Annotated in this window: 17 protein-coding genes; 8 read left to right on the top strand and 9 right to left on the bottom strand. The window is 75.8% G+C overall.

Annotation, left to right across the window (positions count from 1 at the left end):
* Positions 1-91 precede the first annotated feature (91 nt).
* Positions 92-1,576, top strand: coding sequence for an MFS transporter (locus tag AB2U05_RS01815; RefSeq protein WP_369182203.1), 1,485 nt, complete (start codon positions 92-94; stop codon positions 1,574-1,576).
* A 22-nt stretch (positions 1,577-1,598) separates the two neighbouring features.
* Positions 1,599-2,816, top strand: coding sequence for a hypothetical protein (locus AB2U05_RS01810; RefSeq protein WP_369182202.1), 1,218 nt, complete (start codon positions 1,599-1,601; stop codon positions 2,814-2,816).
* A 13-nt stretch (positions 2,817-2,829) separates the two neighbouring features.
* Here AB2U05_RS01810 and AB2U05_RS01805 read toward each other — a convergent pair whose 3' ends face one another.
* The 3 genes from AB2U05_RS01805 to AB2U05_RS01795 all read right to left on the bottom strand — a co-directional run bounded on the left by AB2U05_RS01805 (position 2,830) and on the right by AB2U05_RS01795 (position 5,100).
* Positions 2,830-3,609: a hypothetical protein gene (locus AB2U05_RS01805; protein ID WP_369182201.1), complete on the bottom strand. Its 780-nt coding sequence runs from the start codon at positions 3,607-3,609 to the stop codon at positions 2,830-2,832.
* 139 nt (positions 3,610-3,748) lie between these two features.
* On the bottom strand, positions 3,749-4,756 hold the full coding sequence (locus AB2U05_RS01800; RefSeq protein WP_369182200.1) for a DUF1648 domain-containing protein: 1,008 nt from the start codon (positions 4,754-4,756) through the stop codon (positions 3,749-3,751).
* The gene (locus tag AB2U05_RS01795; protein WP_369182199.1) at positions 4,753-5,100 is read right to left on the bottom strand and encodes a GntR family transcriptional regulator; all 348 of its coding nucleotides are present in this window, start codon (positions 5,098-5,100) and stop codon (positions 4,753-4,755) included. Before AB2U05_RS01795 ends, AB2U05_RS01800 begins: the two co-directional genes overlap by 4 nt.
* Before the next feature lie 168 nt (positions 5,101-5,268).
* Here AB2U05_RS01795 and AB2U05_RS01790 point away from each other — a divergent pair, with 168 nt between their 5' ends.
* The 3 genes from AB2U05_RS01790 (at position 5,269) to AB2U05_RS01780 (ending at position 7,174) form a co-directional block, all read left to right on the top strand.
* Positions 5,269-5,997 carry an SDR family oxidoreductase gene (locus AB2U05_RS01790; RefSeq protein ID WP_369182198.1) on the top strand — a complete coding sequence of 243 codons (729 nt, stop codon included), beginning with the start codon at positions 5,269-5,271 and terminating at the stop codon, positions 5,995-5,997.
* 145 nt (positions 5,998-6,142) lie between these two features.
* Positions 6,143-6,697 carry a universal stress protein gene (locus AB2U05_RS01785; protein ID WP_369182197.1) on the top strand — a complete coding sequence of 185 codons (555 nt, stop codon included), beginning with the start codon at positions 6,143-6,145 and terminating at the stop codon, positions 6,695-6,697.
* Between the two features lie 6 nt (positions 6,698-6,703).
* Entirely contained in the window at positions 6,704-7,174 is a 471-nt protein-coding gene (locus AB2U05_RS01780) for a hypothetical protein (RefSeq protein WP_369182196.1), read from the top strand.
* A gap of 375 nt (positions 7,175-7,549) precedes the next feature.
* On the opposite strand, the gene AB2U05_RS01775 is transcribed toward AB2U05_RS01780, so the two are convergent.
* On the bottom strand, positions 7,550-8,533 hold the full coding sequence (locus AB2U05_RS01775) for a S1C family serine protease (protein WP_369182195.1): 984 nt from the start codon (positions 8,531-8,533) through the stop codon (positions 7,550-7,552).
* A 205-nt stretch (positions 8,534-8,738) separates the two neighbouring features.
* Here AB2U05_RS01775 and AB2U05_RS01770 point away from each other — a divergent pair, with 205 nt between their 5' ends.
* The gene (locus tag AB2U05_RS01770; RefSeq protein WP_369182194.1) at positions 8,739-9,212 is read left to right on the top strand and encodes a hypothetical protein; all 474 of its coding nucleotides are present in this window, start codon (positions 8,739-8,741) and stop codon (positions 9,210-9,212) included.
* Positions 9,213-9,276: 64 nt separating this feature from the next.
* On the opposite strand, the gene AB2U05_RS01765 is transcribed toward AB2U05_RS01770, so the two are convergent.
* A complete protein-coding gene (locus AB2U05_RS01765; protein ID WP_369182193.1) occupies positions 9,277-10,035 on the bottom strand; it encodes an SDR family oxidoreductase in 759 nt (252 codons plus the stop codon).
* Between the two features lie 168 nt (positions 10,036-10,203).
* Here AB2U05_RS01765 and AB2U05_RS01760 point away from each other — a divergent pair, with 168 nt between their 5' ends.
* Both AB2U05_RS01760 and AB2U05_RS01755 read left to right on the top strand, forming a co-directional pair.
* Positions 10,204-11,121, top strand: coding sequence for a helix-turn-helix domain-containing protein (locus AB2U05_RS01760; protein ID WP_369182192.1), 918 nt, complete (start codon positions 10,204-10,206; stop codon positions 11,119-11,121).
* A 220-nt stretch (positions 11,122-11,341) separates the two neighbouring features.
* The gene (locus AB2U05_RS01755; RefSeq protein ID WP_078859912.1) at positions 11,342-11,701 is read left to right on the top strand and encodes a tyrosinase family oxidase copper chaperone; all 360 of its coding nucleotides are present in this window, start codon (positions 11,342-11,344) and stop codon (positions 11,699-11,701) included.
* A 97-nt stretch (positions 11,702-11,798) separates the two neighbouring features.
* Here the strand turns inward: AB2U05_RS01755 and AB2U05_RS01750 are convergent, their stop codons facing one another.
* From AB2U05_RS01750 to AB2U05_RS01735, 4 genes are all read right to left on the bottom strand, one after another.
* A complete protein-coding gene (locus AB2U05_RS01750; protein ID WP_369182191.1) occupies positions 11,799-13,028 on the bottom strand; it encodes an NAD(P)/FAD-dependent oxidoreductase in 1,230 nt (409 codons plus the stop codon).
* A 129-nt stretch (positions 13,029-13,157) separates the two neighbouring features.
* The gene (locus AB2U05_RS01745; protein ID WP_045696549.1) at positions 13,158-13,589 is read right to left on the bottom strand and encodes a nuclear transport factor 2 family protein; all 432 of its coding nucleotides are present in this window, start codon (positions 13,587-13,589) and stop codon (positions 13,158-13,160) included.
* 7 nt (positions 13,590-13,596) lie between these two features.
* Positions 13,597-14,400, bottom strand: coding sequence for an MBL fold metallo-hydrolase (locus AB2U05_RS01740; RefSeq protein WP_045696551.1), 804 nt, complete (start codon positions 14,398-14,400; stop codon positions 13,597-13,599).
* 82 nt (positions 14,401-14,482) lie between these two features.
* On the bottom strand, positions 14,483-15,046 hold the full coding sequence (locus tag AB2U05_RS01735) for a hypothetical protein (protein WP_369182190.1): 564 nt from the start codon (positions 15,044-15,046) through the stop codon (positions 14,483-14,485).

Below are 15,046 nucleotides of genomic sequence, written 5' to 3'. Positions count from 1 at the left end.
GGGCCCTGCCTGGCGGCGGCGTACGGGCGGGGCGACGATGGGCCGAGCAGCACGCCCCCGCCCTCCGCGCCCTCCGCGAACAGGCTGCCCCATGACCGGACCGTCCCCCCGCAGCGCGCCGCAGCCGCCGCCCGGCGCCACCGCCGTGGGCGGCCGGGCCGGGCGGCGGCGCTGGGAGGCGCTCGCCGTCTGCCTGGTCGCCGGGTTCATGACCCTGCTGGACGTCAGCATCGTGAACGTCGCGCTGCCCACCGTCCGGGCCGGGCTGCACATGTCGGAGAGCGGCCTGCAGTGGGTGCTCAGCGGCTACGCGCTCGCCTTCGGCCTGGTGCTCGTCCCGGCCGGGCGCCTCGGCGACGCGCGCAGCCGGCGGGCCGTCTTCCTCACCGGGCTCGCCCTGTTCACGGCCGCGAGCGCGCTGGCCGGGGCGGCGCAGAACCAGGAGTGGCTGGTGCTGGCCCGGTTGTTCCAGGGCGCGGCCGGCGGGGTGCTGGTGCCGCAGGTGTCCGGCTTCATCCAGACGCTGTTCCAGGGCCCCGAGCGCGGCCGGGCGTTCGGCGCGCTCGGCGCGACCATCGGGCTGTCCACGGCGGTCGGCCCGCTGCTCGGCGGGCTGCTGATCCACCTGGCCGGGCCGCAGGACGGCTGGCGCTGGGTGTTCCTGGTCAACCTGCCGATCGGCGTGGCCGCCCTGCCGATCGCCCACCGACTGCTGCCGCCGCCCCCGCCGGCCGGCGAGCGGGCCGGGCACCGCGACTTCGACCCGGTCGGGGTGCTGCTGCTCGGCGCCGGGACGGTCGCGCTGCTGCTGCCGTTCGTCCAGGAGCGGCAGTGGCACGGTTCGGCGCGCTGGCTGCTGCTGCCGCTGGCGGCGGTGCTGCTGGCCGCCTTCGTCGGCTGGGAGCGCGCCTACGGGCGGCGCCGGGAGCCGCTGGTCAGTCTCGCGCTGTTCGCGGTGCGCCCGTACGCGGCGGGGGTGCTGCTGTCGCTGGTGTACTTCGCCGGGTTCACCGCGATCTTCTTCATCTTCACGCTGTACCTCCAGGCGGGCCAGCACTACTCGGCCCTGAAGGCGGGCCTGGCGATCACCCCGTTCGCGGTCGGCTCGGGCGTCGCGGCGGCGGTGGGCGGACGGCTGGTGAGCCGGCTCGGCCGGCGGCTGGTGGTGCTGGGGCTGGTGATGGTGCTGCTCGGCCTGCTGGGCTCGGCGCTGGCGGTGCAGCTGTGGTCGGGGCCCTCGGTGGGCTGGACGACGGCGCTGCCGCTGCTGGTCGCGGGGGCGGGCAGCGGGCTGGTGATCGCGCCGAACCAGACGCTGACGCTCCAGCAGGTGCCGCTGACCAGGGCGGGCAGCGCGGGCGGGGTGCTGCAGACCGCCCAGCGGGTCGGCTCGGCGGTGGGCATCGCGGTGGTCGGCTCGGTGTTCTTCGCGCACGCCGCCGGGCCGCACCCGGACTGGGCGTACGCCTTCCAACTGGGCGTCACCGTCGCGGCGGGCCTGGTGCTCGCGGCGCTGCTGGTGGCCCTGACCGACGTGCGGACGGGCGGGGGCCGAACTCGCTTGCCGTCCGGGTAGGCCGGGCCCGTAGCATCCCCTGGTGACCGCGATAGCCGACCTGACCCCGCTGTACGGACCGGACGAACTGGCCGCCCTGCGCCGCCTGGACGCCGACGAGCTGGCGCGCTGCGCCGCCGACCGGGCGCGCCCGTGGTGGCAGCGCCGGGCCTGCGTGCAGGCGCTGGCCGGGCGGCTGCCGCAGCCGTGGACCGCCGAGCTGATCGCCCGGGTGCAGGACCCGGACGAGACGAGCGAGGTCCGGATCGCGCTGCTCGACCTGCTGGGCGACCGGGCCGAACTGCTGCCCTGGCTGCGCCACGAGGACCGCGCGGGCGAGGGCGCGTACGGGATGCGGGAGGCCTTCCTGAAGGCCCGGGGCGTGCTCGGTGACCTCGACGCCCTGCCCGGGCTGGCGGCCGTCGCCGCCGGCCCCTGGCCGCACCGCCGCGAGACGGGGGAGGCGGGCCTGGACGCACTCGTCGCCCGGTACGGGCCGGCGGCCGTCCTCGCCGAGCTCGGGGAGGGCCCCGGGAGCCGCTTCGAGGACCGGCTGGCCCGGGTGCGGCTGCGGCACGCGGCCGGCCAGGACGTCACCGACGCGCTCGCCGACCCGGACCACGCCGTCGCCCACCGGGCCGCCGAACTGGCCGACGACCCGGCCGCGTTGCGGGGCCTGCTGGCCGGCGAGCCGACCGTCGACACCGCGCTGTGGGCGCTGTGGGCCCTGCACCGCCTGACCGGCGACACCGCCGAGACCCGGGCCGGGTACCGGCGGCTCGGCAGCCCCCGGGTGGAGGTCCCCGGCCTGCCCGAGGACGTCCGCCGCGCGGTGCTGCACGAGTACGCCGGGACGTGCGAGCGCGACACCGACCCGCGCTGGCGCGTCGAGGCGCTGTGCACCGAGCCGCCCGCGCCCGTCGACGTGGACGGCCAACTGCGCCGCGCGGTCGAGGTGTTGACGGCCGAGGGAGCCGAGCCGAAGGAGCCGGTGTCGGCGGGCGAGGACAACCAGCAGGGCGACGGCTGCTACCACGTGATCTACCACCACGAGGACGTCAGCCTCTTCGTCAGCACCCTCGGCCCCTTCGTGCACGGCGACGAGGGAGAGGAGATCCTGCGCGGCCCGCTGGAGCGGGCGGGCCTGCGCTGGATCGACGACGCCGTCACGGAGACGGTGGTCACCGGGCTGTGCGTCTACTACTTCGGGGAGCGGGTGCCGCTGAAGGTCGACACCCTGCTGTTCTACTGGCAGGACTGATCTCGCCGCTCCGTCACGACGCCGGGGCCGCCGACTGGCGGGGGAGTGCCGCGCGGCGCGTGAACTGCCCCGAGGTGTGGGCGAGTTCGAGCGCGGCGCCGATCCAGGCGGCGCCGAACGCCCAGGTGCAGAACCACTCGCACAGGTACAGCGGGCGCACCGGCCAGCCCTTGCCGACGCCCGTCAGGCCGGCCAGCGCGGCGAGCACCAGCAGGGCCAGGATCACCACCCCGGCCGCCAGGTACGCCCGGTCGACCCAACGCGGCTGGACGGAGCGCGGGTTGCGGAAGGAGTACAGGCAGAACAGCGCCAGCAGGGACAGCAGCAGCGCCGCGAACACCAGGTGCAGCACGCCGATCGTGGCCTGGAAGGCCGACGGGTCGTCCGGCGAGGTCGGGCAGAGTGCGACGCCGAGCGCGAACAGCCCGGCGGCGCTGCTCCAGCGGTCGTCCCGCCGGTCGAAGCGGTAGCAGATCAGGAACACCCCGAGCGCGCACAGCCCGCCGACGAAGAGGTTCCGGGTGCTGGTGTAGTACGAGCCGCTCATCGAGTCCGGCCACCAGCCCGCCGTGCTCTGCCCGCGCAGCTCGGCGAACAGCCAGTTGCCCACCGGCAGGACGAGCGGCAGCAGGATGCCGATCAGGCCGACGCCCAGGCGCAGCAGGGTGACGGTCCGTTCGTCCTGGGTGCTCCCGGGGGCGGCGGTGGGTGTGCCGTCGGCGGTGTCGACGGCGGTGTCGACGCCGGCGGCATTGTCCTGAACGGCTCTTGATTCCTGTGGACGACGGGTCATGGCGGCCTCCCTGCACCGGACTTCTGCCACCTGGTGTACCCGCGCGACGCCGTAGCGTCACCACCGGATCGGGCGGTTTTTCGCCTTGACGGCCCGATCCGGTGGGTCCTGTGGTGGGTCCGCTGCGCCGTGCGTGCGCTCAGCGACTCGGGTGGCCGTCAGCGCTCTTCGCCTGGGCCAGCAGCGAGTTGAGCAGCGCGGCACCGCGCTCGGCGTCGTCCACGCTCACCGCGAAGTCCGCGCCGCGCCGGGTGCGCACCACCAGGCACTCGCCGCCGCGCACCATCACCGTGGTGCCGAGCCCGTTGATCCGGTACCCCCAGCCGCCGGCCTGCCGCGCGGTGCGCCGCTCGGCCCGCGCCGAGACGAGCTCGGCGAGCTTCCAGTGCCGGCCCGGCCGGCCGAACGGGCCGAAGCCGACGTGCAGGCCCTCGGCGCTGACCCGGACCCGTACCGAGGCGAACAGCCACAGCGCCACCGCCACGGTCGCGCACGGCGTGACCACCTGCCAGCGGATTCCGGTCAGTCCGCTCAGCGCCGCGAGCGCGGCCCCCAGCGCGCCGAGGCCGCAGGCGACGGCGGCCAGGTTCAGCCACGGGTTGCCGGCGCGGGACAGCCAGGCGACCCGCTCCCCGGGCGGGATCCGCAGCACCGGCGCCCCCGCCGGCGGCGCGCCCCGGTCCCCGGCGCCGGGCCGGCGGGCGGCCAGCCCGGTGAGCAGCATGACCAGGCCCGCCGCCGCGACGACGGCGACCACCTCGATGCCCATCGGGGCGGCGTCCTGCCAGCGGGCGCGGTCGAGGTTGGCGTGCACGATCGAGGTCTGCGCGCCGGTCAGCAGCACGCCGGTGCCGGACAGCACCGGCCAGGCCCAGCCGCGCGCCGGCCCGGGCCGGAACCGGTGGCCGAGCGCGACGCCGAGGACGACGACCAGCCAGACCGCCGCCGGGAACAGCGCCGCGGCCAGCAGCGGCATCGAGTCGTCCGGGTCCCGCCCGTCCCAGTGGGTGGCCACCTGCTCCGGCAGCCGGTGCCGGGCGGCCAGTGGCAGGGCGACCAGCAGGGCCGTCACGCCCGCCGACCACACCGCCGCGCCCCAGAAGGCAGGTCCGAATCCTCCGCCGCGTTCCGGCGTTCCCTCCGTCACGTCATCCCCCTGATCAGTTCCACGAGTTCGTCCGCGCTGTAGCCGGCCTTCGCCGCGTCCGCCACCAACTGCCGCACCCGGGCGACGAGTTCGGCGCGTTCGTCGGCGCCGCCGGCGATCGTGATGCCCCGGCCCCGGCGGAACTCCAGCACCCCCTCGTCGCGCAGGGTGCGCAGCCCGCGCAGCACGGTGTTGGTGTTCACCCCGAGCGCCCGGGCCAGCTCCCGGGCGGGCGGCAGCTTGCCCCCGGGCGCGCACTCGCCCTCGGCGACGGCCCGCCGGATCGCCCCCGCGACCTGCTCGTGCAGGGGGCGGGTGTCCCCGAGGCTCAGCTTCAGCAACATGGTGCTACTGACACTAGCACCATGCGGTTCATCCGCCGCCGCCGGACGGTGGCTTCCCGGCGCACCGGGCGCGGGAGGCGGCTGGGGGAGTGGCTGGGGGAGGCGGCTGCGGGCGGCGCTAGGCTCGCGGCGAACGGAGATCGACACTGCGGAGAAGGGGGTGCGCGCATGGGTCTCGCCGGGCGCACGATGGTGGTCACCGGGGCCGGACGCGGGTTCGGGCGGGCGTTGGCGCTGCAAGCGGGCCGGTCGGGGGCGCGGCTGTTCGTGTCCGCGCGCTCGCTGGAAGCGGCCCGGCGGGTGGCCGACGAGGTCGCGGCCGACAGTGGCGCGACGGTGGACGCGTTCGCCTGCGACCTGGCCGACCCGGCCGCGATCAGGGCCTTCGCGGCGGGGGTCGCCGCCCGCACCGGGCACGTGGACGTCCTGGTCAACAACGGCGCCCGCTACCTCGCCGGCCCCGACCTGGGGGACGCCGACGACGACGCGATCGCCGACACCGTCGCCTCCGGCGCCACCGGCACCCTGCTGACGGCCAAGCACTTCCTGCCGCTGCTGCGCGCCTCGGCCGGCGCCGACATGGTCAACCTGGTCTCCGCCGCCGCGGAGACCCGCAACCACCGCTCCGAGGCCCACCCCGCGTTCTACGCCGCCAAGGCCGCCCAGGCCGGCTTCGCGGACGTACTCGCCCACCGGCTGCGCCCCGAGGGCATCCGCGTCATCTCGCTCTACCCGCCGGACTTCACGGACGGCGACCCGCTCGCCCCCTCCTGGCAGGAGGCCTCCCGGACCGCGGACGACCCGCTGACCGCCCAGTCCGTCCTCGACTGCGTCCTGTTCGCGATCGGCCAGCCGCGCGACTGCTTCATCCGCTCCTTCCACTTCGAGCAGTTGTAGGCGGACCCCGAGCGCGGCCGCGTATGGAGGGCGTTCGGAACGGCGCCCGGGGCGTCAGGGAGCCGTCAAGAGCGCGGGGCCGGCCGGGGTGGGGGCGGTTGGGTGGACGGTGGAAGGACACCGCACCACACGACGAGGACGGACCATGCACGGCAGCGAGCGGCACGAGGACGGCGCGACACCCCGGGTGGTGGTCGGGGTCAGCGGCTCGCTGGGCAGCCTGGCCGCTCTGCACCGCGGCCTCGCCGAGGCGCGCCGACGCGGCGCCGAGCTGTGGCCGGTGCTCGCCTGGGAGCCGCCCGGCGGCGAGCACGGCTACCTCCGCTCGCCCTGCCCGCCGCTGCTCGCCGCCGTCCGGGAGGCCGCCGAGCGGCGGCTGCACGAGGCGCTGGACGCCGCGTTCGGCGGCACCGACCCCGGTGTGCGGCTGCGGCCGGTGGTGATCCGCGGCGAGGCCGGGCCCGCCCTGGTGCACCTCGCCGACCGGCCCGACGACCTGCTCGTCCTCGGCCGCGCCGGCGGCCCGCTGCAGCGCCGGCTGCGGCGCTCGGTACCCGGGTACTGCGCCCGCCGGGCCGACTGCCCGGTGCTGACCGTCCCGGCACCCGAGCTGCTGCACGACCTGACGGCGCTGCACCGCCGCGCCCGCCTGCACCTGCCGCTCCCCGCCGCGCGCGAACTCGCCGCGGCGAAGCGGTAGTCGGCGGTGCGGACGCACCGGGCGGGGGCCGGCGGCCGGCCCCCGATGTACCGGGCCCGGCCCCCGATGTACCGGGCCCGGCCCGGTGGGCGCCGGTTCCACCCGGTGCGCGCCCGGCCGGCCGCCGCCACCTCCGGCACCGCCGCCCTCCTGGCGTGCGGGGCCCTCGCGCTCGGCCTCGGCGCGCTCGGCGACCTGCACGCCGGCCGGGCCCCGTACCTCGCCCACCTCGCCCTGTGCGCGCTGCTCGGCGGCTGCGCCCGGCCGCGCGCCGCGCCGCTGATCGGGCTGGCCGCCTGGCTGTGCTGCAACGCCTTCGCCGAGCACCGGCACGCCGAACTCGGCTGGGCCGGGCCCGGGTGGGAGCTGGGGCACTACGCGATGTTCACCGCCGCCGCGTGGCTGGCCGCCCTGCCCGCGGCCCTGCCCCGCCGGACCGTACGGGTGGCGCTGCTGCGCCCGGACGGCACGGCCTGACGCGGCCCCCATGGACGGCCTGCCTCCCCGGGGTGGGCCGCACCGGTGCGCAGGGCTCCGGCCGGTACTCCGGAGCTGCGGCCGCCGGTGGCACACCGGGGCGCGCGGTGCGTCGGTCGCGGCTTCGGACGGCGGGCCCCGTCGAGCGGTCTCCACCGTGGGGGCCCGCCGCGACCGCCCCGCGCGCCCTGACGGCCGGTCGCAGCCGGCCTCGTCCCGTACTGGTGCCCGGCTGCCGCTGGCGCCGGCGCGCGCGAGCGCTGCCCGACCGCGCCCGTGCGCCGCGAGTTCGACGGTCCGCTACCCGCACACGGCCCCCCGGATCGGGGCCTGCTCGGCGGTGCGGCGTCCAGCCCGGCGATCGGGCCCGAACGGTCAGTCCTCGGCCGGGAGTTCGGCCGGGACGGCGATGACGTCCACCAGGGCCTCGCCGCGCAGGACGGTCAGCGGCAGCGGGCGGCCGATCGCGTCGGCGAGCATCAGGCCCTGGAGCGCCTGCGCGCTGGCCATCGGCCCGCCGCCGGCCGTCAGCAGCAGGTCGCCCTCGTGCAGGCCGGCCCGGGCGGCCGGGGAGGCGGGCACCACCTCGACGATGCGCAGGCCGGCGCGCTGCCCGGTGCGCTGCCGCAGGGGCGGCGGCAGCGGCGCGGGGACCCCGGCCAGGCCCAGGTAGGCGCGGCGGATCCGGCCCTCGGCGAGCAGGGCGGCGATGATCCGCCGACTGGTCGCGTTGATCGGGACGGCCAGCCCCAGCCCGTTTCCGGCCACCGCCGTGGTGATGCCGACCACCTCACCGGCCGCCGTGGCCAGGGCGCCGCCAGAGTTGCCGGGATTGAGGGCGGCGTCGGTCTGGATCACGTCGTCGATGACGCGCGCCGCGCTGCCCGCGCGGGTCGGCAGCGAGCGGCCGAGCGCGCTCACCACCCCCGCCGTGACGGTGCCGGCCAGCCCCAGCGGGTTGCCGACCGCGACCACCAGCTGCCCGACCCGCAGCGCCGTCGCCTCGCCGAGCGTCACCGGCGCCGGGGTCGGGCCGTCCGCGCGCAGCACGGCCAGGTCGGAGAGCGGGTCGGCGCCGATGGTGTGGAACGGGGCGGTGGTGCCGTCCGCGAAGGCCAGCGTCCCGGCGTCGGCGCGGCCGACCACGTGCGCGTTGGTCAGCAGGAAGCCGGTCTCGGTGAACACCACCGCCGAGCCGAGCGCGGTGCCGAACCAGCCGCCCCGGCCGCGCCGGCCGACCTGCAGGGCCGCGACCCGGGGCGTCACGGCCGCGGCCACGGTGGTGACGATGCGCGAGTAGGAGTCCAGTGGTGACTCCGCCCCGGGGGCGCGGCCCGGCCCGGGGAGCGTGTCGGCCATGGTGTCCACCCCTCTCGGGTGCTCCGGACGGCGGCGGTCTCCCGGTAGCAACAACGGCGGGGCGCCGCGCCTTCCGCGCTCGCCGCACCACCCCCTGAGGCCGTCCGGATGTGGTCTTGACGAGGCCCCGGCGAGCGGGAAACGGCAAAGGAGAAGCAAAGCTGGCGTATGGTTCGAGCAAATCCGCATCGGTGGGAGGGGCACGATGGAGACCGCGCAGGACCAGGACGTCCGGGACGAGCTCGACCCGCTGCTGCGCCCCACCCGGGACGCGCTGCTCGGGCGCGGCAGCTACCGCCTCCCGCGGTGGAAGCGGCTCCTGCAGCCGGGCGCGGCGGGGCGCGCGGCGTGGATCCGGCTGGAGACGGACGCCCAGGCCGAGCGCCTGGGCCGGCGGACGCCCGGCACCGAGCACGTCCTGCTCGCCGTCCTCGCCGTCCACGAAGTGGCCGTCCGGGAGCCGGGGTTGGCGCCCGAGGCGGCGCGCGGCGAGCTGTTCGACCGGCTCGGCGTCGACTACGCCCGGGCCCATGCGGCGCTGGACGCGGGCGAGGTCGCGCTGCCCTCCGATCCGCGCTCGGTCGAGGAGTACCTGTCCGTCGGCGGTGTCGAGCAGCTGCTGGACGCGCTGCTGCAGGAGGCCACCCGGGCCAGGCGCCTGGTGGAGGCGCTGGGGTGAGCGGAAGCGCGGCTCGGGCCCGCCCCGCCGACAGCTCGGCGGCAGCGGGCCCGGGCGCCGGGTGTCAGCGGGTGGTGTAGCCGCCGTTGGCGAACAGGGTCTGGCCGGTGATCCAGCCGCCCTCGGTGGCCAGGAAGGTCACGATCGGGGCGATGTCCTCGATCCGGGTCAGCCGGTTGCCCATCGCCTGCGACTTGTGGAAGGCCACCCGCTCCGGGGTCTCCTGGCCGTAGAAGAACGGGGTGTCCATCGGGCCCGGGGCCACGTTGTTCACCGAGATCCCGCGCGCGGCGAACTCCTTGGCCGCTGCCCGGGTGTAGTGCTCGACCGGCGCCTTGGCCCCGGCGTAGGTGGCGTAGCCGTCGGTGAACGCGGCCAGCAGCGAGGTGAGGACGGTGATCACCCGGCCGCCGTCGTTCAGCTGCCGGCCCGCCTCGCGGATGAAGAAGTACGCGGCCTTGGCGTTCACCGCGTGCATCACGTCGTACTCCTCCTCGGTGGTCTCCACGATCGGCTTGCGCAGCACCATGCCGGCCGTGTTCACCGCGACGTCGACGCCGCCGAAGGTCTCCTTCGCGACGGCGAAGACGCGCTCCACGTCGGCGACCTTCGTCAGGTCGCCCTGGACGGCGACCGCCTCGCCGCCGGCCTCCTTCACCGCCGCGACCGTGGCCTCGGCGTCCGGCGCGGTGGCGTCGGAGTGGTAGTGCACGACGACCTTGGCGCCGTCCGCGCCCGCCGAGCGGCTGATCAGCCCGCCCAGGTTCTTCGCGCCCGCGCCGACCAGGACGACCTTGCCCGCCAGGGAGTGGTTCTTGCTCATGGGTACGGCTCCTCGCCGCCGAAGGGATCGTTGCCCGACCACTGTCCGGCGCAGGGGCCCCCGGGGGCTTGAACGATCCTGCGGGGCCTGGAACGAACCGCTCACGGTGTTCGGCGTCCGGTGCGGCCCGTTCGCCGTCCGGCACCCGAACGGGCCAGAATCGACGGTATGGCACCCCGTACGACCCCCGACGCCCCGGCCCCCGCCCCCACGCCCGCCGTCTCCGCGATCAAGCCGCACCTCCTCCGGCTCTCCGGCAGCGGTGCCGACCTCGACGAGGGCGTGGTCGAGCGCGGCCTGGAGCGCGCGGGCGGCATCGGAGAGGCGGCGGACGGGCCGTCGCGGCACGTCGTGGTGGTCCACACCGGCCGCTCCGCCGACCTCCGGTGGTCGCTGGACGGCCACCCCCGGCGGGAGCGCTTCCACCGCGGCCAGGCCCTGGTCAACCCGGCCGGCTGGGCGTCCCGGCCGCGCTGGGAGCAGGACGCCGAGCTGCTGCTGGTCGCCCTCGAACCGGCCTGGCTGGAGAAGCTCGCCACCGAGAGCGACCTGCCCGGCCCGCTGGAACTCGCCCCGCGCTTCCACCTGACCGACCCGTTCCTCGGCATGCTGGTCGAGCGCCTGGTCGCCGAATACGAGCGCTCGCAGCCGGCCGACCCGCTGTACGCCCAGTCCATGCTGCAGGCGCTCGCCGCGCACCTGATCCGGATCGCCGCCACCCGCCGCCCGGCCGGGCCCGCGGGCGGCCGCGGGAGCGGGCTCGCGCCGAAGCGGCTCGACCAGGTCATCGACCACATGAACGGCGCCCTGGACGGCCGGCTCCCGCTCGCCGAGCTCGCCGCCGTGGCCGGCGTCAGCCCGTCCCACTTCACCCGGGCCTTCCGCGCCTCCACCGGCCAGTCCCCGCACCAGTACCTCGTCCGGCTGCGGCTGGAGCGGGCCCGCCGCGCGCTGCTCACCACCGACACGCCGATCGCCGTCGTCGCCCAGCTGAGCGGCTTCGCCGACCAGAGCCACCTCACCCGCACCATGCGGCTGCACACCGGCCTCACCCCGGCCGCCCTGCGGGCGGGGCGGGACCGGTAGCTCACGGCGCGGCGGGGTCACGGCACGGCGGGTTCACGGCGCGGCAGGTTCACGGCACAGCCGGTGCACAACGGCGGCCGGAGTACGGCTTCGTGACGCCCGGTCAGCTCATGGTGCCGGTCTCGATAACGCGTTGTGCCGGATTCGATCATGTCGGTAGTGTGCTAACCGCATCGTGCGCCGAAGATCCGGCGCCGCTTCATTTCTTTGGAGGGGAACCATGACCACCCGAATGACCAAGGGTTTACTCGTCGCACTGCTGACCTTGACCGGAGCCGCCGTGGCGGGCCCGGCTTCGGCCGCCGCGCAGGGCGCGCCCGCCGCCTCGGCGAAGTCCCCGGTGTTCTCCGAGGTGTACAAGGACAGGGTGATCCTGATCATCGCCGACGACGGTAAGTCCTCGTTGTGCGACCACGTTTTCATCGACGGCGTCGCGCTGCCGGTGCACCGCCTGGCCGGCGGCGGCTACAACAGCCCGGTGAACGCGTACCAGAGCTTCCCGACGCTGCGCGCCACCGCGGAGGCCGCCGCCGACTTCCTGGCCGGGGCGCGGCTCAACCCGTCGTCCTGCACGGCCTGACTCCAGGCGCGGTGAGTCGGCCCCGGCGTTCCCGGGCGACCGACGTACCCCGAGGGCCTCGGTCGGCGGCCTGCCGACCGAGGCCCCCGGGCCGGTCTCACAGCTTGTCGAGCGGGACGTCCGGGTCGGCGAGCCGGGCCGGGTCCACCACCCGCTGGGAGCGCACCAGTTCGCGGATCGGGTCGGTGACGTCCCAGACGTTCACGTTCATCCCGGCGAGGACCCGGCCGCCGGAGAGCCAGAAGGCGATGAACTCGCGGCCGGCCCGGTCGCCCCGGAACACCACCTGGTCGTAGTCTCCCGGCGCGACGTAGCCGAGGTACTCCAGGCCGAGGTCGTACTGGTCCGAGAAGAAGTACGGGACCCGGTCGTAGACCGCGTCCTCCCCGAGCATGGCGCGGGCGGCGGTCTGCGGCTGGTTGACGGCGTTGGCCCAGTGCTCGACCCGCAGGTGCGTGCCGAACAGCGGGTGGAAGGCGTTGGCGACGTCCCCGGCCGCGTACACGTCCGGGTCCGAGGTGCGCAGGTGCTGGTCGGTCTTGATGCCGTTGTCGACGGTCAGCCCGGCGGCCTCGGCCAGGGCGGTGGCGGGGGAGATGCCGATGCCGACCACCACCGCGTCGGCGTCGACGAGGGTCCCGTCGCCGAGCCGCACGCCGTTCACCGTGCCGCCGGCGCCGGTCAGTTCGGCCACCTGCGTGCCGAAGCGCAGGTCCACGCCGTGGTCGCGGTGCAGGTCGGCGAAGACCTCGGCGACCTCCCGGCCGAGCACCCGCAGCAGCGGCAGCTCGGCCGCCTCCAGCACCGTCACGTGCGCCCCGGCGCTCCGGGCGGCGGCCGCCACCTCCAGGCCGATCCAGCCCGCGCCGATCACGGCGATCCGGGCGCCGGGCCGCAGCACCGCCTTGATCCGCTCGCTGTCCTCCACCCGGCGCAGGTACAGCACCCCGTCCTGGTCCGCGCCCGGCACCGGCAGCCGGCGCGGCACCGAGCCGGTGGTCAACAGCAGCTTGGAGTAGGCCACTTCGCCGTCGTCGGCGAGGGTGACGGTGTGCGCGGCCGGGTCGATCGAGACGACCGGGGTGCCCAGGCGCAGCGTGACGTCGTGCTCGGCGTACCACTGCGGCGGGTGGACGTAGATCTTCTCCCGGGGCTCCTTGCCGAGCAGGAAGCCCTTGGACAGCGGCGGCCGCTCGTACGGGCGCTCGTGCTCCTCGCCGATCAGCACGATGCCGCCCTCGTACCCGGCCTCGCGCAGGGCCTGCGCGGCCTTGGCGCCGCCCAGGGAGGCTCCGACGACGACGATCGGACGCTCGCTGCCCGCCATGCCCAACTCCTGACTCTCCGTTGAAGATTCCGTGGAAGACCGGGCTCAGCCTGCCGCCGTTCGGGTGGTCTGTCGAGACCGCATCGGGCGCGCCGCGCGAGGCCCGCCCGTACGAGTGAACGGCAGGCCTCACGCGGTCATCGCGTCCCGGACCAGCGCGGTGTCGGTGAACTGCTCGAAGCGGACGATCCGGCCGCCGCGCACCGTGAAGTGGTGGGCGACCCGGACGGCGAGCGGCTTGCGGGTGGCCCTGTGCACGGCCGTGTAGCGGGCCAGCACCACCACGTGCTCGCCGTCCACCACGTAGGTGTCGTCGTGCGCCGTCCAGTCCTCCCACTCGGCGGCGAGGCGTTCCATCACGTTCGCGGTGACGCCCTTCGGCGTGCGGTAGGTGCCGGCCAGCGGGAAGCCCGCCATCTCCGTCCACTCGACGTCCTCGGCGAGGGTGGCGCGCAGCGCGGCCAGGTCGCCCCGGGCCGAGGCGAGGTACTGGCGGCGCACCACGTCGGCGGGGGCGGGGGACTCGGCGAACCCGGCGACGTCCCGGGGGATCTCGATCATCGCGCGCTCACCCCCAGGCCAGCTCGCCCTTGGCGACCTTGGTGCCGAGGTCGACGGCGATCCGCAGGCCGTGGTCGGGGAAGCGGCGCTCCAGCGCCTCCTTCGCGGCGGCCGCGTCGGGGGCCTTCCCGAGTTCGGTCTCGAAGGCGCGCAGGTAGTCCCGGGTCTGCCGGACGGCGGTCAGGTCGGTGGGTGCGCCGGCGGTGCGGTGGCCGGCCGCCACCCACAGCGGTTGCAGGGCCTCGATGCCGTCCAACAGGTCGATCCAGGCGGCCCGTTGGGCCTCGGCGGGGGTGTCGGCCGTCCACACGTGCAGGCCCTGGAAGAGCAGCACTCCGCCGAGCACCGCCGAGTGGTGGTGCTGCCACAGGTAGTGCCGGTCGGGCAGGTGGAAGTCGGCGCCGCGCAGCTCGAACCGGTGGCCCTCGAAGACGATCTCGTCGCCGTGCAGCACCTCCGGGCGCACCAGGCGGGTGGGCAGCTCCGGGCCGAGGTGCGACCAGGCGCGCAGCTTGGCCTCGTACGTCTCCTGGATGTGCTCGACGGTCGTGGCCGTGGCCAGGAACCGGGCCTGCGGGAAGGCGTCCTGGAGCTCCTGGGCGCCGAAGTAGAAGTCCGGGTCGCCGTGGCTGACGAAGACGGTGGTCAGCCGGCGGCCGGTGGCGCGCACCCGCTCGACCAGCCGCCGCCCGTCGGAGCGGGTGAACCCGGCGTCCACCAGCAGCGCGTCGTTCGGGCCGGTGACCAGGACGGAGGTCTTGTTGAGCGAGCTGTCGGGGCTGTCGACGATCTCGAAGTCGAGGGCACTCATGAGAGGGATGGTCCTTCCGCGGGCCGGGACGCCTCGTCGCCAGCTTCCGTGCTGGCGGGGGCGTCCGCATCCGGAGGAGGGGCTACGCGACGGTCCAGAGCGTGAGATCGCTGCTGGTGGCCACGGCGAGGGTGCGGCCGGTGGGGGAGAAGCCGGCCGCGCGGAACTCGGACCAGGACGCGTGGAAGATGTGGTGCCAGTCCTTGCCGTGCTCGCCGGTCCAGGGGCCGGTCGTCATCAGGACCCGGTGGCTGGGCCACTCCGGGGAGATCACCTCGATGCCCCAGCCGCCCCTGGCGCCGGTGTGCAGTCCGCCGCCCCACAGCCCGGCCACCGGGATCCGGACGTCGGCGACCGGCCCGATGCCCGGGCAGGAGAGGTCCGGGCCGTCCGGGTCCTCCTCGGGGTCGTACGCGCGCTCCAGCTTCTCGCCGGTGACCGCGTCGAACAGGCCGTGCCCGCTGCTGGAGACGGTCAGCACCAGGTCGTGCCCGGTGTCCGGGTGGACGGCGAAGCCGATGCCGAGGAGCCCGCCGACCGGGATCAGGCCCCGGCCGACCGGGCGCCAGGGGGCCGGCGGGGCCGTCACCTCGGTGGCGGCGGTGATCCGGTCGTGGAGCTGCTGCTGGTACGGGGTCAGGGCCAT

It is taken from the genome of Streptomyces sp. Y1 (assembly GCF_041053115.1).
Lineage (GTDB): Bacteria > Actinomycetota > Actinomycetes > Streptomycetales > Streptomycetaceae > Kitasatospora > Kitasatospora rubellomurina.
This window is presented reverse-complemented; position numbering and strand designations above follow the sequence as displayed.